This is a genomic window from Haloferula sp., assembly GCF_049672945.1.
Taxonomy (GTDB): Bacteria; Verrucomicrobiota; Verrucomicrobiia; order Verrucomicrobiales; family Akkermansiaceae; genus Haloferula.
The window spans coordinates 35,121-52,162 of record NZ_JBATWY010000020.1 but is presented as its reverse complement, the minus strand read 5'-3'; the positions used below and the strand labels follow the sequence as shown (position 1 = coordinate 52,162).

At 57.9% G+C, this 17,042-nt stretch carries 12 protein-coding genes; 3 read left to right on the top strand and 9 right to left on the bottom strand.

The features are described 5' to 3' along the window. Positions 1 to 7: 7 nt before the first annotated feature. The 8 genes from nuoK to WBG04_RS01660 all read right to left on the bottom strand — a co-directional run bounded on the left by nuoK (position 8) and on the right by WBG04_RS01660 (position 11,032). Positions 8 to 325, bottom strand: a complete 318-nt coding sequence (gene nuoK / locus WBG04_RS01695; RefSeq protein ID WP_424312612.1) for an NADH-quinone oxidoreductase subunit NuoK — start codon at positions 323 to 325, stop codon at positions 8 to 10. 18 nt (positions 326 to 343) lie between these two features. Then, positions 344 to 913, bottom strand: a complete 570-nt coding sequence (locus tag WBG04_RS01690; protein WP_424312611.1) for an NADH-quinone oxidoreductase subunit J — start codon at positions 911 to 913, stop codon at positions 344 to 346. 18 nt (positions 914 to 931) lie between these two features. Next, on the bottom strand, positions 932 to 1,498 hold the full coding sequence (locus WBG04_RS01685) for a 4Fe-4S binding protein (protein WP_424312610.1): 567 nt from the start codon (positions 1,496 to 1,498) through the stop codon (positions 932 to 934). 15 nt (positions 1,499 to 1,513) lie between these two features. Then, positions 1,514 to 2,782 carry a complex I subunit 1/NuoH family protein gene (locus tag WBG04_RS01680; protein WP_424312609.1) on the bottom strand — a complete coding sequence of 423 codons (1,269 nt, stop codon included), beginning with the start codon at positions 2,780 to 2,782 and terminating at the stop codon, positions 1,514 to 1,516. A 12-nt stretch (positions 2,783 to 2,794) separates the two neighbouring features. Further along, the gene (locus WBG04_RS01675) at positions 2,795 to 4,561 is read right to left on the bottom strand and encodes a molybdopterin-dependent oxidoreductase (protein WP_424312608.1); all 1,767 of its coding nucleotides are present in this window, start codon (positions 4,559 to 4,561) and stop codon (positions 2,795 to 2,797) included. Between the two features lie 143 nt (positions 4,562 to 4,704). Next, a complete protein-coding gene (locus WBG04_RS01670) occupies positions 4,705 to 5,340 on the bottom strand; it encodes an elongation factor P (protein ID WP_424312607.1) in 636 nt (211 codons plus the stop codon). A gap of 36 nt (positions 5,341 to 5,376) precedes the next feature. Further along, entirely contained in the window at positions 5,377 to 10,062 is a 4,686-nt protein-coding gene (gene gltB, locus WBG04_RS01665; RefSeq protein WP_424312606.1) for a glutamate synthase large subunit, read from the bottom strand. A 139-nt stretch (positions 10,063 to 10,201) separates the two neighbouring features. Further along, on the bottom strand, positions 10,202 to 11,032 hold the full coding sequence (locus WBG04_RS01660; protein WP_424312605.1) for an alpha/beta hydrolase: 831 nt from the start codon (positions 11,030 to 11,032) through the stop codon (positions 10,202 to 10,204). Positions 11,033 to 11,122: 90 nt separating this feature from the next. Here WBG04_RS01660 and WBG04_RS01655 point away from each other — a divergent pair, with 90 nt between their 5' ends. Next, the gene (locus WBG04_RS01655; protein ID WP_424312604.1) at positions 11,123 to 12,007 is read left to right on the top strand and encodes a hypothetical protein; all 885 of its coding nucleotides are present in this window, start codon (positions 11,123 to 11,125) and stop codon (positions 12,005 to 12,007) included. 7 nt (positions 12,008 to 12,014) lie between these two features. Continuing rightward, positions 12,015 to 12,752, top strand: coding sequence for a hypothetical protein (locus tag WBG04_RS01650; protein ID WP_424312603.1), 738 nt, complete (start codon positions 12,015 to 12,017; stop codon positions 12,750 to 12,752). A gap of 258 nt (positions 12,753 to 13,010) precedes the next feature. Here the strand turns inward: WBG04_RS01650 and WBG04_RS01645 are convergent, their stop codons facing one another. Beyond that, positions 13,011 to 15,980, bottom strand: coding sequence for an SNF2-related protein (locus tag WBG04_RS01645; RefSeq protein ID WP_424312602.1), 2,970 nt, complete (start codon positions 15,978 to 15,980; stop codon positions 13,011 to 13,013). Positions 15,981 to 16,068: 88 nt separating this feature from the next. Between WBG04_RS01645 and WBG04_RS01640 the strand changes: the two genes are divergently transcribed. Beyond that, positions 16,069 to 16,863, top strand: coding sequence for a ParA family protein (locus tag WBG04_RS01640; RefSeq protein WP_424312601.1), 795 nt, complete (start codon positions 16,069 to 16,071; stop codon positions 16,861 to 16,863). The last annotated feature ends 179 nt before the right edge of the window (positions 16,864 to 17,042 follow it).

Genomic DNA, 17,042 nt, shown 5'->3' with positions numbered 1-17,042 from the left:
AATGGGGTCAGCCCTTCATACTGGTCAGATCATCGGTATCGATGGTCTGACGGGCGCGATAGAGGGCGACGATGATGGCGAGACCGACAGCGACTTCGGCAGCCGCCACCGTAATCACGAAGAACACGAGCATCTGACCGTTGTAGTCGGGCAGACCATTGGTGCCGTTAAAGCGGGAAAAAGCGACAATGGTAAGATTCGCGGCGCTGAGCATCAGTTCGAGACACATGAAGATTACGATGATGTTACGGCGCAGAACGACTCCTGTTAGTCCGATGGCGAACAGGAGACCTGAGACGAGAAGGTAGGAATGGAGGCTGGCCACGGTATCGAGGGTGAGGGCTCAGACGGCTTGTCGCTTGGATAAGACGACCACACCGATGGTGGCCACGAGAAGCAGGACACCGACAATCTGAAGCGGGAGATTGTATTCCTTGAAAATCACATCGCCGACGAGGTTGACGTCGGGAAGCTGACCTTTCTCAAGGCGGCTCGGGATGCGATCACTGGCTTCCGGGTGCTGGATCGCATAGTTCGCGGCAGCCTGTTTGAGATCGAGTGGGGTCGAAGGTTTGTCGGGGGTCGCGCCGAGAATCCCCAGCAGCTGGATGGTGAAGGCAATCACAATGCCGAGTCCACCGACGATCGGCACCACCTTCGGTGTGTGGAGCTTTTCGGTTTTGAGATCCAGCAGCATGATGATGAAGACGAACAGCACCATGATCGCTCCCGCGTAGACGAGGATCTGCATGATCCCGACGAAGTAGGCATTCAAGCCGATGAAGAGACCGGCGAGACCGACAAACGACGCCACCATCGAGAGCGCGGCCGCGACCGGATTCCGAAGGGTGATGACGGCGAGGCCGCCGAACAGCATCAGCAGCGCAAATAACCAGAATAGGGGCAGGGGCATGGGAAGAGAAATGGATGGTTACTTCAGCTCGTTCCACTTGTTGACCAGACCGATGCGTTTTCCGCCGATCTCGTAGAGTCTCTTTTTGTCGTGAACCATCTCGGCACGATTGAGGCCGGAAATGAGGTAGTCCTTGCGAAGGTAGATGGCTTGTTCGGGGCAGACTTCCTCGCACATGCCGCAATAGATGCAGCGGGTCATGTCAATATCGAACTCCTTGGGCCGCTTCTCGACTTTCGCCCACGGGTCGTCGGCAGGGATCTCGCCAGGAATGATCGCGATGGCCTTTGGCGGGCAGATGAACTCGCAGAGTTGACAGGAAACGCAGCGTTCGCGGTCCTGCTCATCGGTGACGAGTGCCGGCGCACCGCGGTAGTATTCCGGCATGTGCTCATCCCACCTCTGCTCCGGGAACTGCATCGTGGCACCCAGGCCGGATGATGCCATGGCTTTTCCGCCACGAGTCTTCCCACGCAGGGAGTCGAAGGCGTGCTTCATGGTGATGAAGAAGCCTTTGACGATGGCGCCGAGGTAGAATTCCTCGCCAGCATTCAGCTCGGGGCGTTTGACTTTGATGACTGCCATGAAAATAGGGTAGGTTCAGTTTTGTCCGAGAAGACCGGAATTCGGAGCGCTCTTTTTATCGGACACCTTCAGCACCCAGATTAGCGCAGCGGACACCACCACAAGAAGAACCGCTCCGATGATGGTCGACACGATCTTGAGTTCAGGAGCCGCGATGATGAGGGCTGCGAGGAAAATGTTGATCAGGGCCGCTTCGAAGAAGATCACCCAACCAAGACGCATCAACTGATCGTAACGGAAGCGAGGCACCGTCCAGCGGACCAGAATGAAGAAGAGGATGAAGGCGACCAGCTTCGTCATGAAGATGGCGAGGTGAACGAGGCCACCGATACCGACTCCGGCGATCGAGAGGTCCTTGATCCACTCGTCGGCGCCGAAGCCGAGCGACCACCCACCAAGGAACATGGTGACGATCAAGGCCGAGCCAATCACCATCGCGGCATATTCACCCATGAAGAACATCGCGAACTTCATCGAGGAGTATTCAGTGTGGTAGCCCCCGACCAACTCGGTCTCGCACTCCGGAAGATCGAAGGGCATGCGATTGGTTTCCGCGAAGATCGAGATCGTGAAGATCAGGAAGGCGATGAAGGCGGGAATCCAGAAGATGAGTTTGCTCGCGAGCGTGTGATCGGCGTCGTGACCCCAGAATGGAAGCAGCAACCACCCGTGCTCGGCTTGGTACTCGACGATGTTCGATAGGTTGAGGTCGCCGAAGTAGAGAAGGACGGGGATGATGGAGAGCCCGAGACAGATTTCGTAGGAGATCATCTGCGCGGTCGAACGCACGCCACCGATGAAGGGAAACTTCGAGTTGGAAGACCATCCAGCGAGGGTGATGCCGTAAACCGTTAGAGAGGAGATCGCGAAGATGAACAAAGGTCCGACATCCAGATCGGCGATGACCAGAGGGATCTCTCGCTCGCCAATCGAGATTGAGGAACCGAATGGAACGACGCAAACGGTTACCAGAGCAGGAATTACGGTCAGCGCCGGAGCCAGCCAGTAAAATGACTTTCGGACATGGGTCGGGGTGAAGTCTTCCTTGAGGAAGAGCTTCAGTCCATCTGCCATCGGTTGGACGAGACCGAAGAATGACCAATCCTTCTTTCCCCCGAAAAGGGTGAGGGGAATGCCGACCCGGTTCGGGCCGACGCGGTCTTGAATAATCGCGGAGAATCGACGCTCAAAATACACCGAGATCGGAACCAAGGGGAGCACGACCAGGAAGGTGAGGCTGACGACCTTGATCAGGATGATCAGAATCTGTGTGAGAAGTTCCATGAGGTTTAAGGATCAGCCAACAATTTCACCAGCTGCCTTGCGGGCGCGCTCGTTTTCAAGGAGAGGAATGGTCACGCCGGTTTCGGTCACGATCTGGCCAAGGTCGCCAATTTTGGAAAGGGTAAGGCCCTCAAGGGAAGAGGTCTTGGCCGCCATGTCCTTGAAGATGTCTTCGATCATGTGCGGGTAGTCTGCGTCCGTCGCCGGCTTGTTGATCAGCTTGCAGATCAGGTCACGGAGAATTTCCCAATCGTCACGAGCTTGACCGATCGGTTCCGTGGCGCGGTTGAGTCGCTGAATGCGCCCGGTGACATTCACCATGGATCCGCGCTTTTCAGAAAAGGCCGCTCCGGGAAGAACGACGTCGCTCGCATCGGCAGTCACACCAGCGAGAAGCTGGATGGATGCCATGAATTCGACTTTGGCGATGTCTTCAGCGGAGAAGCCAGCATCGGCCGTCAGATCCTCTCCAAGAACCAGAAGTCCCTTGATGGCACCGGATCGGACTCCTTCGCGGATTTCAGTGAGTCGAAAAGCCGGATCTTCGCGCCGCCAGACCAGTTTGGTTCCGGTGGTGTTCGGGTTGCGGTCCGAGGAAACGAGCATGCCGTCACCTTCGGCACTGCGAGGCACGATGGTCAGATGATCGGTTCCCAGATCTCCGGCGAGTGCCTTGACGAGGAAGAGTTCCTCGTTGGTCATCCGAGCCGATGCGATGATGGCCACTTCACTCGCGTCAAACTTTTTGAGACCTTCAATTGTGGTCTGAATGGCTTCCTTCCAAGAGACGGGAAGGTGCTTGCCATCTTTCTTGATCAATGGCTCGGCAAGTCGTTCGTCCGAATCGATGTAGTGAAAATTGAGACGGTGCGAGTCCGGCATCCAACAGGAGTTCACGTCGTCATTCTGGCGCGGCGTGATTCGATAAATCGTGTTGTTGCGCGTCCAGACGACGATATTGGCGCCGGTGCCGCAGTTCACGTCGATGGTTTTGGTCTCCTTGAGGAACCAAACGCGCATGTCGAAACGGAAGTCGTTTGATGTCAGCGCACCGACCGGGCAGATGTCGGCGGTATTGAGCGCGTAGTTGTGATCGAGACGACGTCCGGGATGGACGGTTAGAGTCGTATGGGTGCCGCGTTGGGTGAAACCAAGCACCGGATCGCCGGCGACTTCATCCATGAAGCGGATGCAGCGGCTGCACATGATGCAGCGCTCGTCGTCGAGGCGGATGTTTTTGCCAATATCGACGTTCTTCGGCTTCTTGACCTTCATGTCGACGAAGCGCGAGGTGCCGCGACCGTAACCGACGGATTGCTCCTGCAAGCGGCACTCACCGGCTTGGTCGCAGATCGGACAATCGAGCGGGTGATTGATCAGGAGAAACTCCATCACGCCTTCGCGACACTTTTCGACGAGCTCTCCGGAAGTGCGGATGCCCATGTTTTCGCCGACGGTGTTCGCGCAGGCGATCACCGGGCGCGGCATCCAGCCGATGGGCTGATAGCCTTCGTCGTCCAAGGTCGGGTCCTGACCTGGTGCTGGACGCGGCGGCATGCCCATCTGGACGAGGCACATCCGGCAGTTCCCCGGTGAGGACAGCTTGGGGTGGTAGCAGTAATGAGGGACTTCCACCGCGAACATGCGGCAGGCCTCGATCATTCGGGTTCCCTTGGGGACCTGTCTCCAGACTCCGTCAATCTGCACGTTGACGAGGCCCTTTTCGGCGGCGAGATCCTTAGGGAGTCGTTCTTCTGCAGTAGAGGCGTTTTCGCTCATGTGGCAAAGTTTGGCGCAGATTCCCTCCGCGTCGCGGCGGACTATGAAAAGGCCCTAGACAGGCGGCAAGCGCACTTTGTGAAAAATTTCACAAAGTCGGGCGGAAAGGAGGCTATATGGTCAGAAATGCGGAGTCCGCGTCTTCAGGCGCGTCCCATGTAGGAACCGTCGTCCGTTTTGATCAGTAGCTTTTCGCCAGGGTTGATGAAAAGAGGGGCCTGAACGACCAGGCCGGTCTCCATGGTGACGGTCTTGTTGGAATTGTTGGCCGAATCCCCTTTGACGCCTTCGGGAGCATCGGTGACCGTCATTTCCATCGAGGGTGGCAGCTCGATATCCGCCACCACGCCGTCGGCGAAAAGCAGGGTATAGGCTTGGCCTTCGATCAAATAGTCTTTCACCCCATCGAAAATTTCCGCAGGCACGACCACATCATCGTAAGTTTCGCTGTTCAGGAAGTGATTCCCGGCGGAATCCTTGTAGGAATACTCGTGAGGAACCCGCTCAAGCATGACGGATTCCATGGAGTCGTTCGAGGTCATGCGCAAATTGGAGACCTTTTTGGTGGCCACGCTGCGAACGGACATCTGCACGTAGGACGCCATCCGTGGAGGCGTTTTGAGCTCGTGGGAGATAACGACGCAGACGTCGCCATTGTGGCGGACGGCATGCCCGCGGCGGAGATTGATGACAGGATTGCTGGCCATGGTTGACGCGAGATAGTGAGGCGGGCGGGCGATGGCAAGTGTCGAGTCGACACTTGAGGCGACACGGTTCACTTGCCCGACTCCGTCTGAGGAAGGATTCCCAAAGCCTCAACGCGTCCGTGCCGGATTGGATGCGGCTTCGTGCTCCTCTTCGGCGGCCTCGAGTGCGGCACGTTCCCTTGCGATTACGCGCACGAACTTATTCAGGCTGGTGCTCCAGTCTTCAAGAAGCTCCTTGGCGTGGGGGCTACCGGTTTTGGCAACGTGTTCTTCGAGGAGGGTTTTGAGTTCATCGGTATCCTGCTGGCGTTTGACCGGAAGCACGACGACCATCTCTGGATTGACCCGCGAATAGAATCGGCCGTCGACATCGTAGACGTAAGCCGTTCCGCCGGACATTCCCGCTCCGAAGTTCTTTCCGGTTCGACCGAGGATGGCGACCGAGCCATTGGTCATGTATTCACAACCGTGATCTCCCACGCCTTCGACGACGGCGGTGGCTCCCGAGTTGCGCACGCAGAAGCGCTCACCAGCACGGCCATTGAGGAACAACTTGCCGCCGGTCGCTCCGTAGAGGCAGGTATTCCCGGCGATCGCGTTTTTCGCCGCTTCGAATTTGGAGCAGGCAGGGGGGCGGACGATGATTTCACCCGCTGCCATGCCCTTGCCGACGTAGTCGTTGGCTTCACCGACGAGGTCGATCTTCACTCCGGAGACAAGGAAGCAACCGAGCGACTGACCTGCGGATCCGCTGAGGTTGAGCGTTACCGCCGTGTGACCATTGAAACCGTTATTGCCATGCACCTCGGCAATCCGCCCTGAAAGACGCGTGCCAATATTGCGGTCAGTATTGACAATGTCGTAACTCAGTTCCACGCCAGCTCGATCCGGCAGCAATCCAATCGCTTCGAGTGCTTTGAAATCGTAGGCGCCTTCGCCGTATTCGATCTCGATTGGTTTGGCATCGGGCTCCACGCCCAAGGCCTTTTTCAGATCGGCAAGGATCTGGATATCGAGGGCTCTCTTGGCAATGCCATCGTTGCGATCCTGAGTGCGGATGCGTGAGTAATCGGCCACTTCCTTCCCCTGAATCTCTGCCAGCGCAGGGATGACATCCTTGAGCACTGGAGCGAGGTCGACCGTGTTGGCCTTCGGATGGTCCGGCACATGGCGCTGCTTGAGGAAAGTCGGATGACCGATCAATTCGTCGAGCGTGCGGACTCCGAGTCCCGCCATGATTTCCCGGGCTTCCTGGGCCACTCCGTTGAGGAAGTTGATGACCATTTCAGGAGTGCCCTTGAATTTCGCGCGCCACTTGGGGTCGGTGGTGGCGACTCCCACGGGGCAGTTGTTCAAGTGGCACTTGCGGACGTAGACGCAACCCATGGCAATCATCGCGATCGTGCCGAAGTTGTATTCCTCCGCGCCGAGGATGGCTGCGGTCACGATGTCCTTGCCGGTCCGAAGACCGCCGTCGGTGCGCAGCGTGACGCGATTGCGGAGATTGTTGATCAACAGGGTCTGCTGGGCCTCGGAAAGACCGAGTTCCCATGGCGAGCCGGCGTGTTTGGTGGAGGAAAGGGGAGACGCGGCCGTGCCACCGTCGTGACCCGAGATCAGGATCGTATCGGCGCTCGCCTTGGCAACGCCTGATGCAACCGTCCCGACTCCGGTTTCAGCTACTAGCTTTACCGTAACTCGAGCGCGTGGATTCACCTCCTTGAGATCGTGAATCAATTGGGCAAGGTCCTCGATGCTGTAGATGTCGTGGTGCGGAGGAGGGGAGATCAGTTGGACGCCCGGCTGAGTGTTTCTGAGTCTGGCGATCAAGGCGTTGACCTTGTGTCCCGGCAGCTGGCCACCTTCTCCCGGCTTGGCGCCCTGGGCCATCTTGATTTCGAGTTCGTCGGCGTTGACCAGATAGTAAGCGGAGACACCGAAGCGCCCGGACGCGACCTGTTTGATCCACGAACGTGCCATGTCGCCATTCGGGTAGGGAGTGAAGCGTTTCGGATCCTCGCCACCTTCGCCGGAGTCCGACTTGGCGCCGATTCGATTCATGGCGATCGCCAGTGTCTCATGGGCTTCCGGAGAAAGTGCTCCAAGTGACATCGCTGCCGAGGTGAAGCGTCGGCGGATCTCTTCAACCGGCTCGACTTCGTCAAGAGGCACCGGACCCGTCGAAGCCGGCACGAATTCAAAGAGGTCCTTGATGGTCATCGGATGATTCTCAAGGGTCGCCTTGACGTAACCATCGTAGTCCTCGGGCTTACCACTCTTCACATAGGTGTGGAAATTCTTGATGACCTCGGTCGTCAAGGCGTGGCGTTCGCCGGCCTTGCGGAAACGGTTGTAGCCCGGATCTCCAAGATTCAGCGTTTCGCCCTCCGGCACCTCGACTTCGAAGGCCGCCCGGTGACGGATGATCGATTCGGCCGCAATATCGTCGAAGCCGACCCCGCCAATCTTCGACTGCACGCCGGTGAAGGAGAAATCGATGACTTCCTTGCCAATGCCGATGGCTTCAAAGATCTGAGCACCCTGGTAGGAATTGAGGACGGAGATGCCCATTTTGGACATGATCTTGAGCAAGCCTTTTTCGAGAGCCTTGCGGTAGTTCGACATCGCTTTTTCGACGAGCATGCCCTCACCCAGCTTTCCTTTGCCAGCATCAGCTGCGATGAGCTGCCTGACCGTGGCGTATCCAATGTAGGGGCAGACCGCTGTCGCTCCGACTCCAAAGAGACAGGCCACCTGATGCGTATCCCGGGCCTCGCCCGAGTCAACGACCAGAGAGCAGCGCAAGCGCTTGCGAGCCCGAATCAGGTGATGATGAATCGTGCCGGTCACCAGCATTGATGGGATTGGTATCTGATTCGCCGAGGTGGTACGATCCGAAAGAATCAGAATGTTTGCTCCGGCATCGACGGCTTCGGTCGCGACCTTGCATAGCTCATCGAGACGCTTCTTCATGCCGCCTGGTCCATCGACCGCAGGCCAAGTGGTGTCCAAGACGACGGCCGGGAAGCCCTCCTCGTCGAGGTGCTTGATGCGTTCAAGCTGGTGCTCGAACAGGATCGCCGTTTCGAGATTCACGATGCGGCAATGCTCGGGTGTTTCGTCGAGCCAGTTGTGTTCGACACCGAGACCTGCCGCCGTCGTCATCACCGCCCACTCACGAATCGGGTCGATCGGAGGGTTGGTGACCTGAGCGAAGCGCTGTTTGAAGTAGGTGAAGAGCAATCGTGGGTAACTCGAAAGGACGGCAAGAGGAATATCGTCACCCATCGAGAAGACCGCTTCCTGCGCCGCCTTGATCATCGGTGGGAAAACCATGTCGAGTTCCTCGATCGAAATCCCGTGCGCCACCTGCTGCCGTGAGAGTTCCAAGGCACCGAAGTCTTCGGCAGGCGCGTGCGCTTCCGGAGAAACAAAACGCCTGAGCTCGAGACGGTTCTCATCGATCCAGCGCGCGTAGGGCTTCTGTTTGGCGAGCGCTTCCTTGATTTCCCGGTCGTTGCGAACTTCACCGGTGGACGTATCCACCGAGAGCATTTGACCGGGGCCGAGTCGGCCCTTCCGGATGACCGAGGAGTCGTCGATCACGACCGCACCGATTTCCGAACCGATGTAAAGCAGGCCGTCTTCCGTCAACTTGTAGCGAGATGGTCGAAGGCCATTCCGGTCGAGCGAAGCACACAACTTCACCCCATCCGTGTAGACCAGACCTGCCGGGCCATCCCACGGTTCCGAGAACGAACGGATGTATTGATAGAAGGCACGCAGATCGTCGGAGATATCCTCATCATTTCGATAAGCCGGAGGCACCAGCATGCACATCGCATGCTCCAGCGAACGTCCCGAGAGGACCAACACTTCAAGCGCGTGATCGAGCGAGGCGGAGTCCGATTCCTTGTCACTGACCAGATCCTTGAGCAGCTCGACGTCACTGCCCCACACCTCGGATTCGAAGTAGTCTTCGCGGCTGGCAATCCAGTTGCGGTTGCCTTCGACGGTGTTGATCTCGCCGTTGTGGCACATCATCCGGAAGGGCTGACCGAGAGGCCATGCAGGGAAGGTATTGGTCGAGAAGCGCTGGTGATAAAGGGAGATCGCGGTTTCGAAATCCGAATCCTGAAGGTCCTTGTAGAATCCGCGCAGGGCGGCCGGCATGGCCAGACCTTTGTAGGAGATCAGGCGACTGGAGAAGGAAGGCATGTAGAAGTCCTTGACCTCACGAGTCTGCAACTCGATCTGACGACGGCAGAGGAAAAGCTGGCGCTCGAAATGATCGCCCTCCCAACCTGCAGGCCTCTTCATCAGTAAATGTTCGATCCGTGGCTGGGTGGCACGCGCAAGATTTCCGAGAGCATCGGGATCCACCGGGGCTTCGCGCCAGCCGATCTTCTCGATGCCACGCTTGGCGATGACGCCTTCCGCCAAGGACCTGATCTGCTCTTGAGCTCCTCGATCATCGAGCGGTAGGAAAAACACACCGACCGCGAGATCTGCATCGTTCTCCAAGCTTCCGCCGAGTGCGGCAACCGCCTTGCGGAAAATCGGGTAGGGGATCTGTGAGAGAATGCCCGAGCCATCACCCGTCTTCTCGTCGGCATCGACGGCCCCGCGATGGGTCATGTTGCAGACCGAGCAAAGGGCGTAATCGAGAATCTGGTAGCTGCGTTTTCCGTGGATCTGGGCGATGGCACCCATGCCACAGTTGTCGTGCTCTTGAAGAAGGTTGTGAAGGGATCCGGGGACGACCGGGGTGCTCGAGTGGTAAAATGGATTCATCAGGGAAAGCGGAAATCGGGTTGCCCGAGGTGCCGCCCGAATCGGATTCCGGCGGTGACCCACCACGGGGGCGGGACTAAACTTTAGCTCACGGCGACTGCCAAGCAGGAACTGCGCCTAGTGCAAGCTAGATCACGGATCACAATTCCGCCAACTCATCTTGTGGAAGAATGCCGTGGTCGACAAGAAATCGGTCGGCCGCCTTGACGGTCAACTCGTAATAGAGCTCGGAGACGTTGAAATTGAAGAACGAATGCTCCGCCTTGTCGAAATCGATCAGTTCCACCTTGTTGCGCTTTCTCTTGACGACTCGGGCAAATTTTTCGGCATCCGCGTAGGGCGTCACCCGGTCCTGCTTGCCATGGAAAAGAATCATCGGCGGCAGACCCTTGCGGATCAGCCTCAGCGGAGAGAGCCTCTTGGCGGTCTTTTTCTCTGGAAAACGGCGCGCAAGGTCGGGCTTCATGGTGTCCAGCACCGAGCTGAAAAGCAGCAAGGCGGCGGGTGAAATGGGGGTGGAATTGCCCGAATCCTTGGGGAGCACTTCGATCAGCGCCAGAAAAGCCCCACCGGAAGCCCCTCCGAGCACCACTTTGTCCAAATCCAAACCGAAGTTCTCGGAATGTTCGGTGAGCCAGCTCAGCAGCGTTTGAAGATCTTCCAAGGCTTCCATCGGTCCCGTTCCGTGAATGGATTCCACACGGGTTTCAACGGCGATCGCAATCGCACCACGGCTGGCGAAGTGCAGGCATTGAGGGACGAACTGGGTGGGCATCGACCCATCCCAGAAACCTCCGTGAAGGAAGATCACCACCGGGCGCCGCTGCCCGGAAACAAAATCCGATGGAACGAAAAAGTGAGCCTGAACCGGACCCTGGGGCGTTTCGAGATAAGTCAGGGAAGTCGCGGATTTGAGCATCTCGGCCTGACGCTTCTGGCCGATCGGGGGCACTTTCGAAAGGATACTCATCGTTGAAGGGAAGGGGGGCGATGTCCGCCACCGCAGCGGGGTGAAAGGATTGTGTTGTGTCCGGCCATCACTTGTCCAATCGTTTTGACCATGACAGCACGAATCCTTTCCATGTGCCTTCTGATGAGCGCGGCACTCGCGGACGCTCAAGACACCAACGCGCTCGCGAAAAACCTGATTCAGACCTACCAATCCTGGCGGCAGGCGATGATCAGCTCCGATGCCCGACAATGGCAGGCCCTTACCGCCAGGCACCGGCAGATGGAGGTGCGCAATCGCATCCTCTCCGAAAAGCGGCCGTTCCCAGCATCGGTATTTCAGGTTCCGGCGCCGCCTCCATCGCTGAAGGGACTCAGGACCATCCATGTGTCCCAGCGCGGAGCGACAGCCAAGGCCGCCTTTTACGGCAAAGTGGACTTTGGCATCGGTGGCGACCCGACCGACAACATCATGTTGGTGTCCTTCATTAACGAAGGCGGGCGCTGGAAATATGATCGCTCCGAGTTCGTCAATCTCAGTGCACTCCCGGACGTTCGCAAGGAACTCGCGGCAGGAGACCTGACCTATGTACGAGAAACCCCGGAGTTCCAGGCCACCGGAGTGGTGCCCCCGACTCCCATCGCCATCAACCCGGCGAAATACATCGCCAAAGTCTACGTTTACTGTCCAGACCGTGAGGTCGAAGTGCAAGTCAACCAGGTCAGCCGCCACACCTTTATCAACACCAAGGAAGCCGAGATCATTGCAGGCGGAGCAAAGGATGGACTCAATGATGTGGTTTTCCGGGTCAAACCCTTGAAGGGAGCGACCGGCAAGGAAGCGCTCGCGATCCGTGTCTATCTCATGTCCGAAATTCCAGGGACCAAGCCCATCATGGCCTACGAATACAAGGTCGAGGAAGGTGGCACCGCCAAGGCCTTCGACCGAGGGACCTTCACGATCGACCCGGCGACGGCGGCCAAACTCATTCCTTGATCCCAACATGAATCCCACCGCATTCCTTATTGTTCCCGGACTTCTGACGACCGCCTTGGCCGAAGACCCGATTTCCGTCCGCCTGGTGCAGTATCAAGTCGGAGCCAGCCTCAGCGACAAGGTGCCATTCGAGGTCAAACCCATGGGGCACAAATTCGGAGCGGAACTCGCATTCCTCGTCTCGGGTCCGAATCTCGTCGCCTTCAAGGAGGATTCCGTCGTCATCGACCGGATGCTTGATCGCGATGGCAACGAACTTTCGAAGAACAAGCGCGGAAAGTCGATCTGGGAGGAGGGTTCTTTTCCAAAAGTCAGTGAAGACGGAGACGTCGGATCGTTCACCGTCGAACTCCGCGGCGAACTGATGGGCCGATTGGAAGGTGCCAAAGTGGAGGGCAGCGTCGTCATGTTCACGGGCGGCGAGACGGACGAAGCCACGGGCAAGCTTATCAAAGGAGCCAAACCGATCGATGTGGGTCCGTTCAAAGTCTCGATCAGCAGCGGCGGAATGTTCGGCGGCAAAGACAGCACCTCGATCAAGGTCGTCGGCGACTACGCATCGATCATCGAATTGGAAATCATGGATGGCGGCAAAAAGCTCAACTCATCGGGCGGCAGCTGGAGCGGCGACTCAAAAACCTTCTCATTCAGCAAGGCCGAGAACAGCGAGCTCGAAGTCCGAGTCAGCTACTGGAAGAACCTGAGCGAAACCAAGGTGCCGTTCCAGATCACGGTCGGCGGCTGAAAAGCCTGCGATGTTTGCGAAAACGGAGACAAGCGACCGAGCGAAAGCTTTGATCTTGGGGCAAGAAGTCCGGAAACGACCGGATTCCAGACCCAGGCCGAGGATTGAGGTCCCAAGCACTTGAATAGGTTACTTGTTACAATGCATGTAATGCGGAGTCCAAAAAAGGAGAGGTCTGACTCCCTGTTTTTCAGGTCTATCAAGGGACTGCTGTTTCCGAAAACCTCAAGGTCTCGGGTCTGGAGGCCCTATTCAAGGTTAGCCCAAAAGCGACTTGATGTCCGACTCGCTCCAGTTACCCGGCGCGGCGTCTCCGCTGAGCGAGTCGATCACGGCTCGCTTCGAATCCTGCATTCGGCGTACGCGTTCCTCGACGGTGTCTCGGGTCAGGAGCTTGTAGATCGTCACGGGCTGCGTCTGGCCAATCCGGTGGGCCCGGTCGCTGGCCTGGGCTTCGACCGCCGGATTCCACCATGGGTCCATGTGAATCACGGTATCGGCGGCGGTCAGATTCAGGCCGTAGCCTCCTGCCTTCAGACTTATGAAGAATACCGCCGGCCCGTCATGCCCTTGGAAGCTTTTGACCAAGGCTCCTCGATCACGGGTCGATCCATCCAGCGAGAAAACCTGAATTCCAGTCTCGGAATACTCCTTTTGGATTAGGTGTAGATATTTTCGGAACTGACTAAATACTAGCGTTTTACCATTGTTTCCAATCCTCTCCTCGATCAGGCTTTGGAGTTTCTCGCTCTTCGCTCCTTGTTCGGCTTCCTCATCCAGTAACCGAGGGTCGAGGCATAGCTGTCTCAAGCGCAATAACAGGGTCAGCAGATGCATGCGCGCCCGACCCGACTGCCCTTCCAGCTCTTCAAGTTCCCGGAGTCCTGCCTGCGCAAGTTTCGCGTAAAGCCCCCTGCTTCCTCGGTCGAGATCGAGCCAGGTATCGATTTCGATTTTCTCCGGTAGGTCCTTGGCGACTTCGGCTTTCGTGCGGCGTAGGACGAAGGGCGAAATGCGCAGTCGCAGCCTCTCGCTCGCGCCCTCGGAGATGTCGGGGGCAGTCGCTGCATAGCGCTCCTCAAATTCGCTCTTTGATCCCAGGTAGCCTGGTGCCACCACACGAAAGATCGACCAAAGGTCCCTCAGGAGGTTCTCAACGGGTGTGCCGGTCAGTGCGAGTCGCTTGCGGGCCTGGATTTTGGCAATCGATCTTGAGGTCTCGCTGTCCGGATTACGCAGTAAGCTCGCCTCGTCCACCACCAGCAGATCGTAGTCCTGCCGCAGGTGAAACGCGAGGTCCCGGGTTAGTGTCCCGTAGCTTGTCAGGACGACATCCGAGCGAAGCGCCTCATCCCGAAGCGCGTCGCGCTTGCTTCCGTGAAGGGTCACGAGGCGGATGTTTGGCGCGAATCGCTGAAACTCGTCACGCCAGTTGCCCAGGAGTGATGTCGGCACGACAACCAGCGTAAGGCTCGCCTGCTTACGCTGTTTGAAATACGCAATCGAAACAATGGTTTGAATTGTCTTGCCGAGACCCATTTCATCCGCAAGGAGTGCGCCTGACAGGTTCTGAAGTCGATCCACAAGCCACTGGAAGCCCTCCTCCTGATAGGCTCGCATCTTGACTTCCAAGCCTTCGGGAATATCAAGCGCAATGGTTCTTTTCGCATCACTAAGGTCAAGTTTTTCACTCCTATTTTTACGTGCTTCGCGGAAAAGATAATCCTGAGCTCGATCGGCCTGAATTCGGCCTTCCCGAGTGGCGATTCCGAGGTCGGCAAGGAGGGGCTCAACAAAGTCCGGAATCTCGCGACTGACCGCCACGGTGGCGCCGTTCGAGGTCTTGATAGAGCGTCGGCCTGAGCGCAGCATCTCTCGGATTTTCGCCTCCGGGACTGCTTTTCCAGCATCCGTTTGAAACGATAATTCCCATGCGAGATCTTGAGAAGATTCGAGTTTTGGGCGGATCACGTGGAGCGATTTGAGAACGTGCTCCAATCGGCTGCCCAGCGTCACTTTCCATCGCGAACGAAGTCTGGGGAGATCATCGGCGAGGAAGCTCAGAATGGCGTCGGGGTCCCGGAGAGTGAAGCTCCCCCGTTTCGTGGATTCGGTCAGTCCGGTTTTGAGCAGGCTCCGAAGTGCCTGATCTTCGGCCCGGAAGTCACGCATTCGAAGGGCTTCGTCCTCTTCGAGCTTGGGAAGTCCCTGAATGTCCGACCGATTGGCGCTCAAGGGTGAAGGCTCGTTTCCGAAGTAGGAGACGCCTGCGGTCGCGTCCAAGGCATTGAGCGATCCTTCCAGCTCCAAGGTGAACTGAGGCACGGCCGGGACGAATCGCAGTCTGCCCAGCCAGCCAGGAAGTGGACTCTGGAAGAGGTCCAGCCACTGATCGGCCTCGGCGAAAAATTCGGACGTCGAGATTTCCAGTTCTCCCGTGGCCATCAGCTCCGCGGCTTCGTCCCGCCACACCAACGAGGAAGGTTCAACCGGCAAACGTCCGATCAGCCAGCCCCCTTCGGAGTGCTTGGCCAATCCGAGACCGTCGCCCCATTTGATTGGCGTCTGGGTGGCCGCGTCCGGACTCAGGCGCAAGCGGATGCGCTCCGATGAATGCTCACTGGCAGCGAGGCTGAGGGGTGCAAGGCGATCTTCCGAGATGGTCATGGCTTCGCCCCCGGCGCTCAAGTCCGAGTGGCCGGCGAGTGCTTGCAGGAAGTCGCCCATTTGATCCGGATTCAGGGAGAGGATTTTCGGAAAGTCCGCGCCCGGAGCATTCCGCGCCAACCAAATGGAGAACGCGGCATCGCTCTGGTCCGGCTCTCGCTTCGCCCGCTCAATCTGCGCGCTCAGGCGCCCTGCGCTCAGCATCTTCGAAAGCTGCGCTGGAAATCGAATCGCACAGGCAAGCAATTCACCTTTGAGAGCCGGCTCTTCTTGAATTGGTGCTTCTTTTGGCGGATCGGAGATGGCCGTCAGGAGCAGAGCCACCCCGTGAGCGCAGACTTCTCCGGTCGCCTGATTCGCCGGACACGCGCATTCCACGGAAAGGGCGCTGCCGGTTCGGACCACGGTCCGGATCATTCGCTTTCCTTCCTTGAAAGCCCCGGTGAGCAGATCCTCGCCGCGCTTGAAGCTGATGATCCGATGCCGCCCCGCGAGCGCCTTTCCCTCACGAAAGGCCTTCCAGCCGGTTTCGCTTCGAACGAGCTCTTCAGTCCAGGTCATCGTTTTCCTTAGTCTTACTTTCGGGTTTTGTTTGCCACTATGGCGCTCACCCGGAAGACTCCTCGCTCGTTAGGAGCGTTCGAGCCAGATGAAAGTCATTGCCATTGGAAACCAGAAGGGCGGCGTGGGTAAAACCACTACCGCGCTCAACCTTGCCGCCGCGCTCGCGATGTGTGGCCAGCGGGTGCTGCTGATCGATCTCGATCCTCAGGCAAACACCACCAGCGGGCTTGGGCTTGAAGTCGAAGGCGACGACAGCGTCTACCCCGCCCTGCTCGGTCACGCCGATGTCCGCGACAAGATTCAGCCGACCGGTCGCGAGAACCTTTCGATCATCCCGTCGCACATGGATCTCGCCGGTGTCGAAATCGAGCTCGCCCGCAGCGAAGATCACCTCACCCGCTTGCGGACCCATCTTCAGGGTCTCAAACCGAACGATCTCTTCGAATTCTGCATTCTCGACACCCCCCCTTCCCTCGGCGTGCTGATGACTTCTGCGCTCGCTGCTGCCGATGAAATCCTGATTCCGCTCCAGTGCGAGTGGTTCGGCCTGGAGGGACTGGCCAAGATCGTGCACGTCATCGATCAGATCAAGGAATCCGGTGCCAACCCCGAGCTCGAGCTTGAGGGCATCGTCATGACCATGTTCGACGGACGCACGAATCTGGCAAAACAGGTCGTCGAGGAAGTGGGCAATTACTTCCCGGACCAGCTCTACCATACCGTGATTCCCCGGACGATCCGCATCGGCGAAGCGCCGAGCCATGCCAAAACGATCTTCGAGCACGACCCTGCGGGAACCGGTTCCAAGGCCTACATGGGCCTTGCTGAGGAGTTTCTGACCCGTCATTCGGTCTCCGGGCCGCTCCTGGCGGGCTCTTGATGCCGATTCCAGGACGACAGAAGTCTTTAGGAATCATTAGATAATCGGGCATTCCCGCTTGACCCTATGGGAGGCGGGGCCGCATATTTTTGCGCCTGCACGGATCTTCTGTGCAGGGATTTTTTTCGCTCAGTCGGCGGCGGTCACAGGATCGGCGCTGACTGACTCACCCGGCACTC

What these genes read in the sequence shown, in the direction of transcription:
- WBG04_RS01690 (WP_424312611.1), bottom strand. Translation starts at nt 913, where the DNA reads ATGCCCCTGCCCCTATTCTGGTTATTTGCGCTGCTGATGCTGTTCGGC.
- WBG04_RS01685 (WP_424312610.1), bottom strand. Translation starts at nt 1,498, where the DNA reads ATGGCAGTCATCAAAGTCAAACGCCCCGAGCTGAATGCTGGCGAGGAA.
- WBG04_RS01680 (WP_424312609.1), bottom strand. Translation starts at nt 2,782, where the DNA reads ATGGAACTTCTCACACAGATTCTGATCATCCTGATCAAGGTCGTCAGC.
- WBG04_RS01675 (WP_424312608.1), bottom strand. Translation starts at nt 4,561, where the DNA reads ATGAGCGAAAACGCCTCTACTGCAGAAGAACGACTCCCTAAGGATCTC.
- gltB (WP_424312606.1), bottom strand. Translation starts at nt 10,062, where the DNA reads ATGAATCCATTTTACCACTCGAGCACCCCGGTCGTCCCCGGATCCCTT.
- WBG04_RS01660 (WP_424312605.1), bottom strand. Translation starts at nt 11,032, where the DNA reads ATGAGTATCCTTTCGAAAGTGCCCCCGATCGGCCAGAAGCGTCAGGCC.
- WBG04_RS01655 (WP_424312604.1), top strand. Translation starts at nt 11,123, where the DNA reads ATGACAGCACGAATCCTTTCCATGTGCCTTCTGATGAGCGCGGCACTC.
- WBG04_RS01650 (WP_424312603.1), top strand. Translation starts at nt 12,015, where the DNA reads ATGAATCCCACCGCATTCCTTATTGTTCCCGGACTTCTGACGACCGCC.
- WBG04_RS01645 (WP_424312602.1), bottom strand. Translation starts at nt 15,980, where the DNA reads ATGACCTGGACTGAAGAGCTCGTTCGAAGCGAAACCGGCTGGAAGGCC.
- WBG04_RS01640 (WP_424312601.1), top strand. Translation starts at nt 16,069, where the DNA reads ATGAAAGTCATTGCCATTGGAAACCAGAAGGGCGGCGTGGGTAAAACC.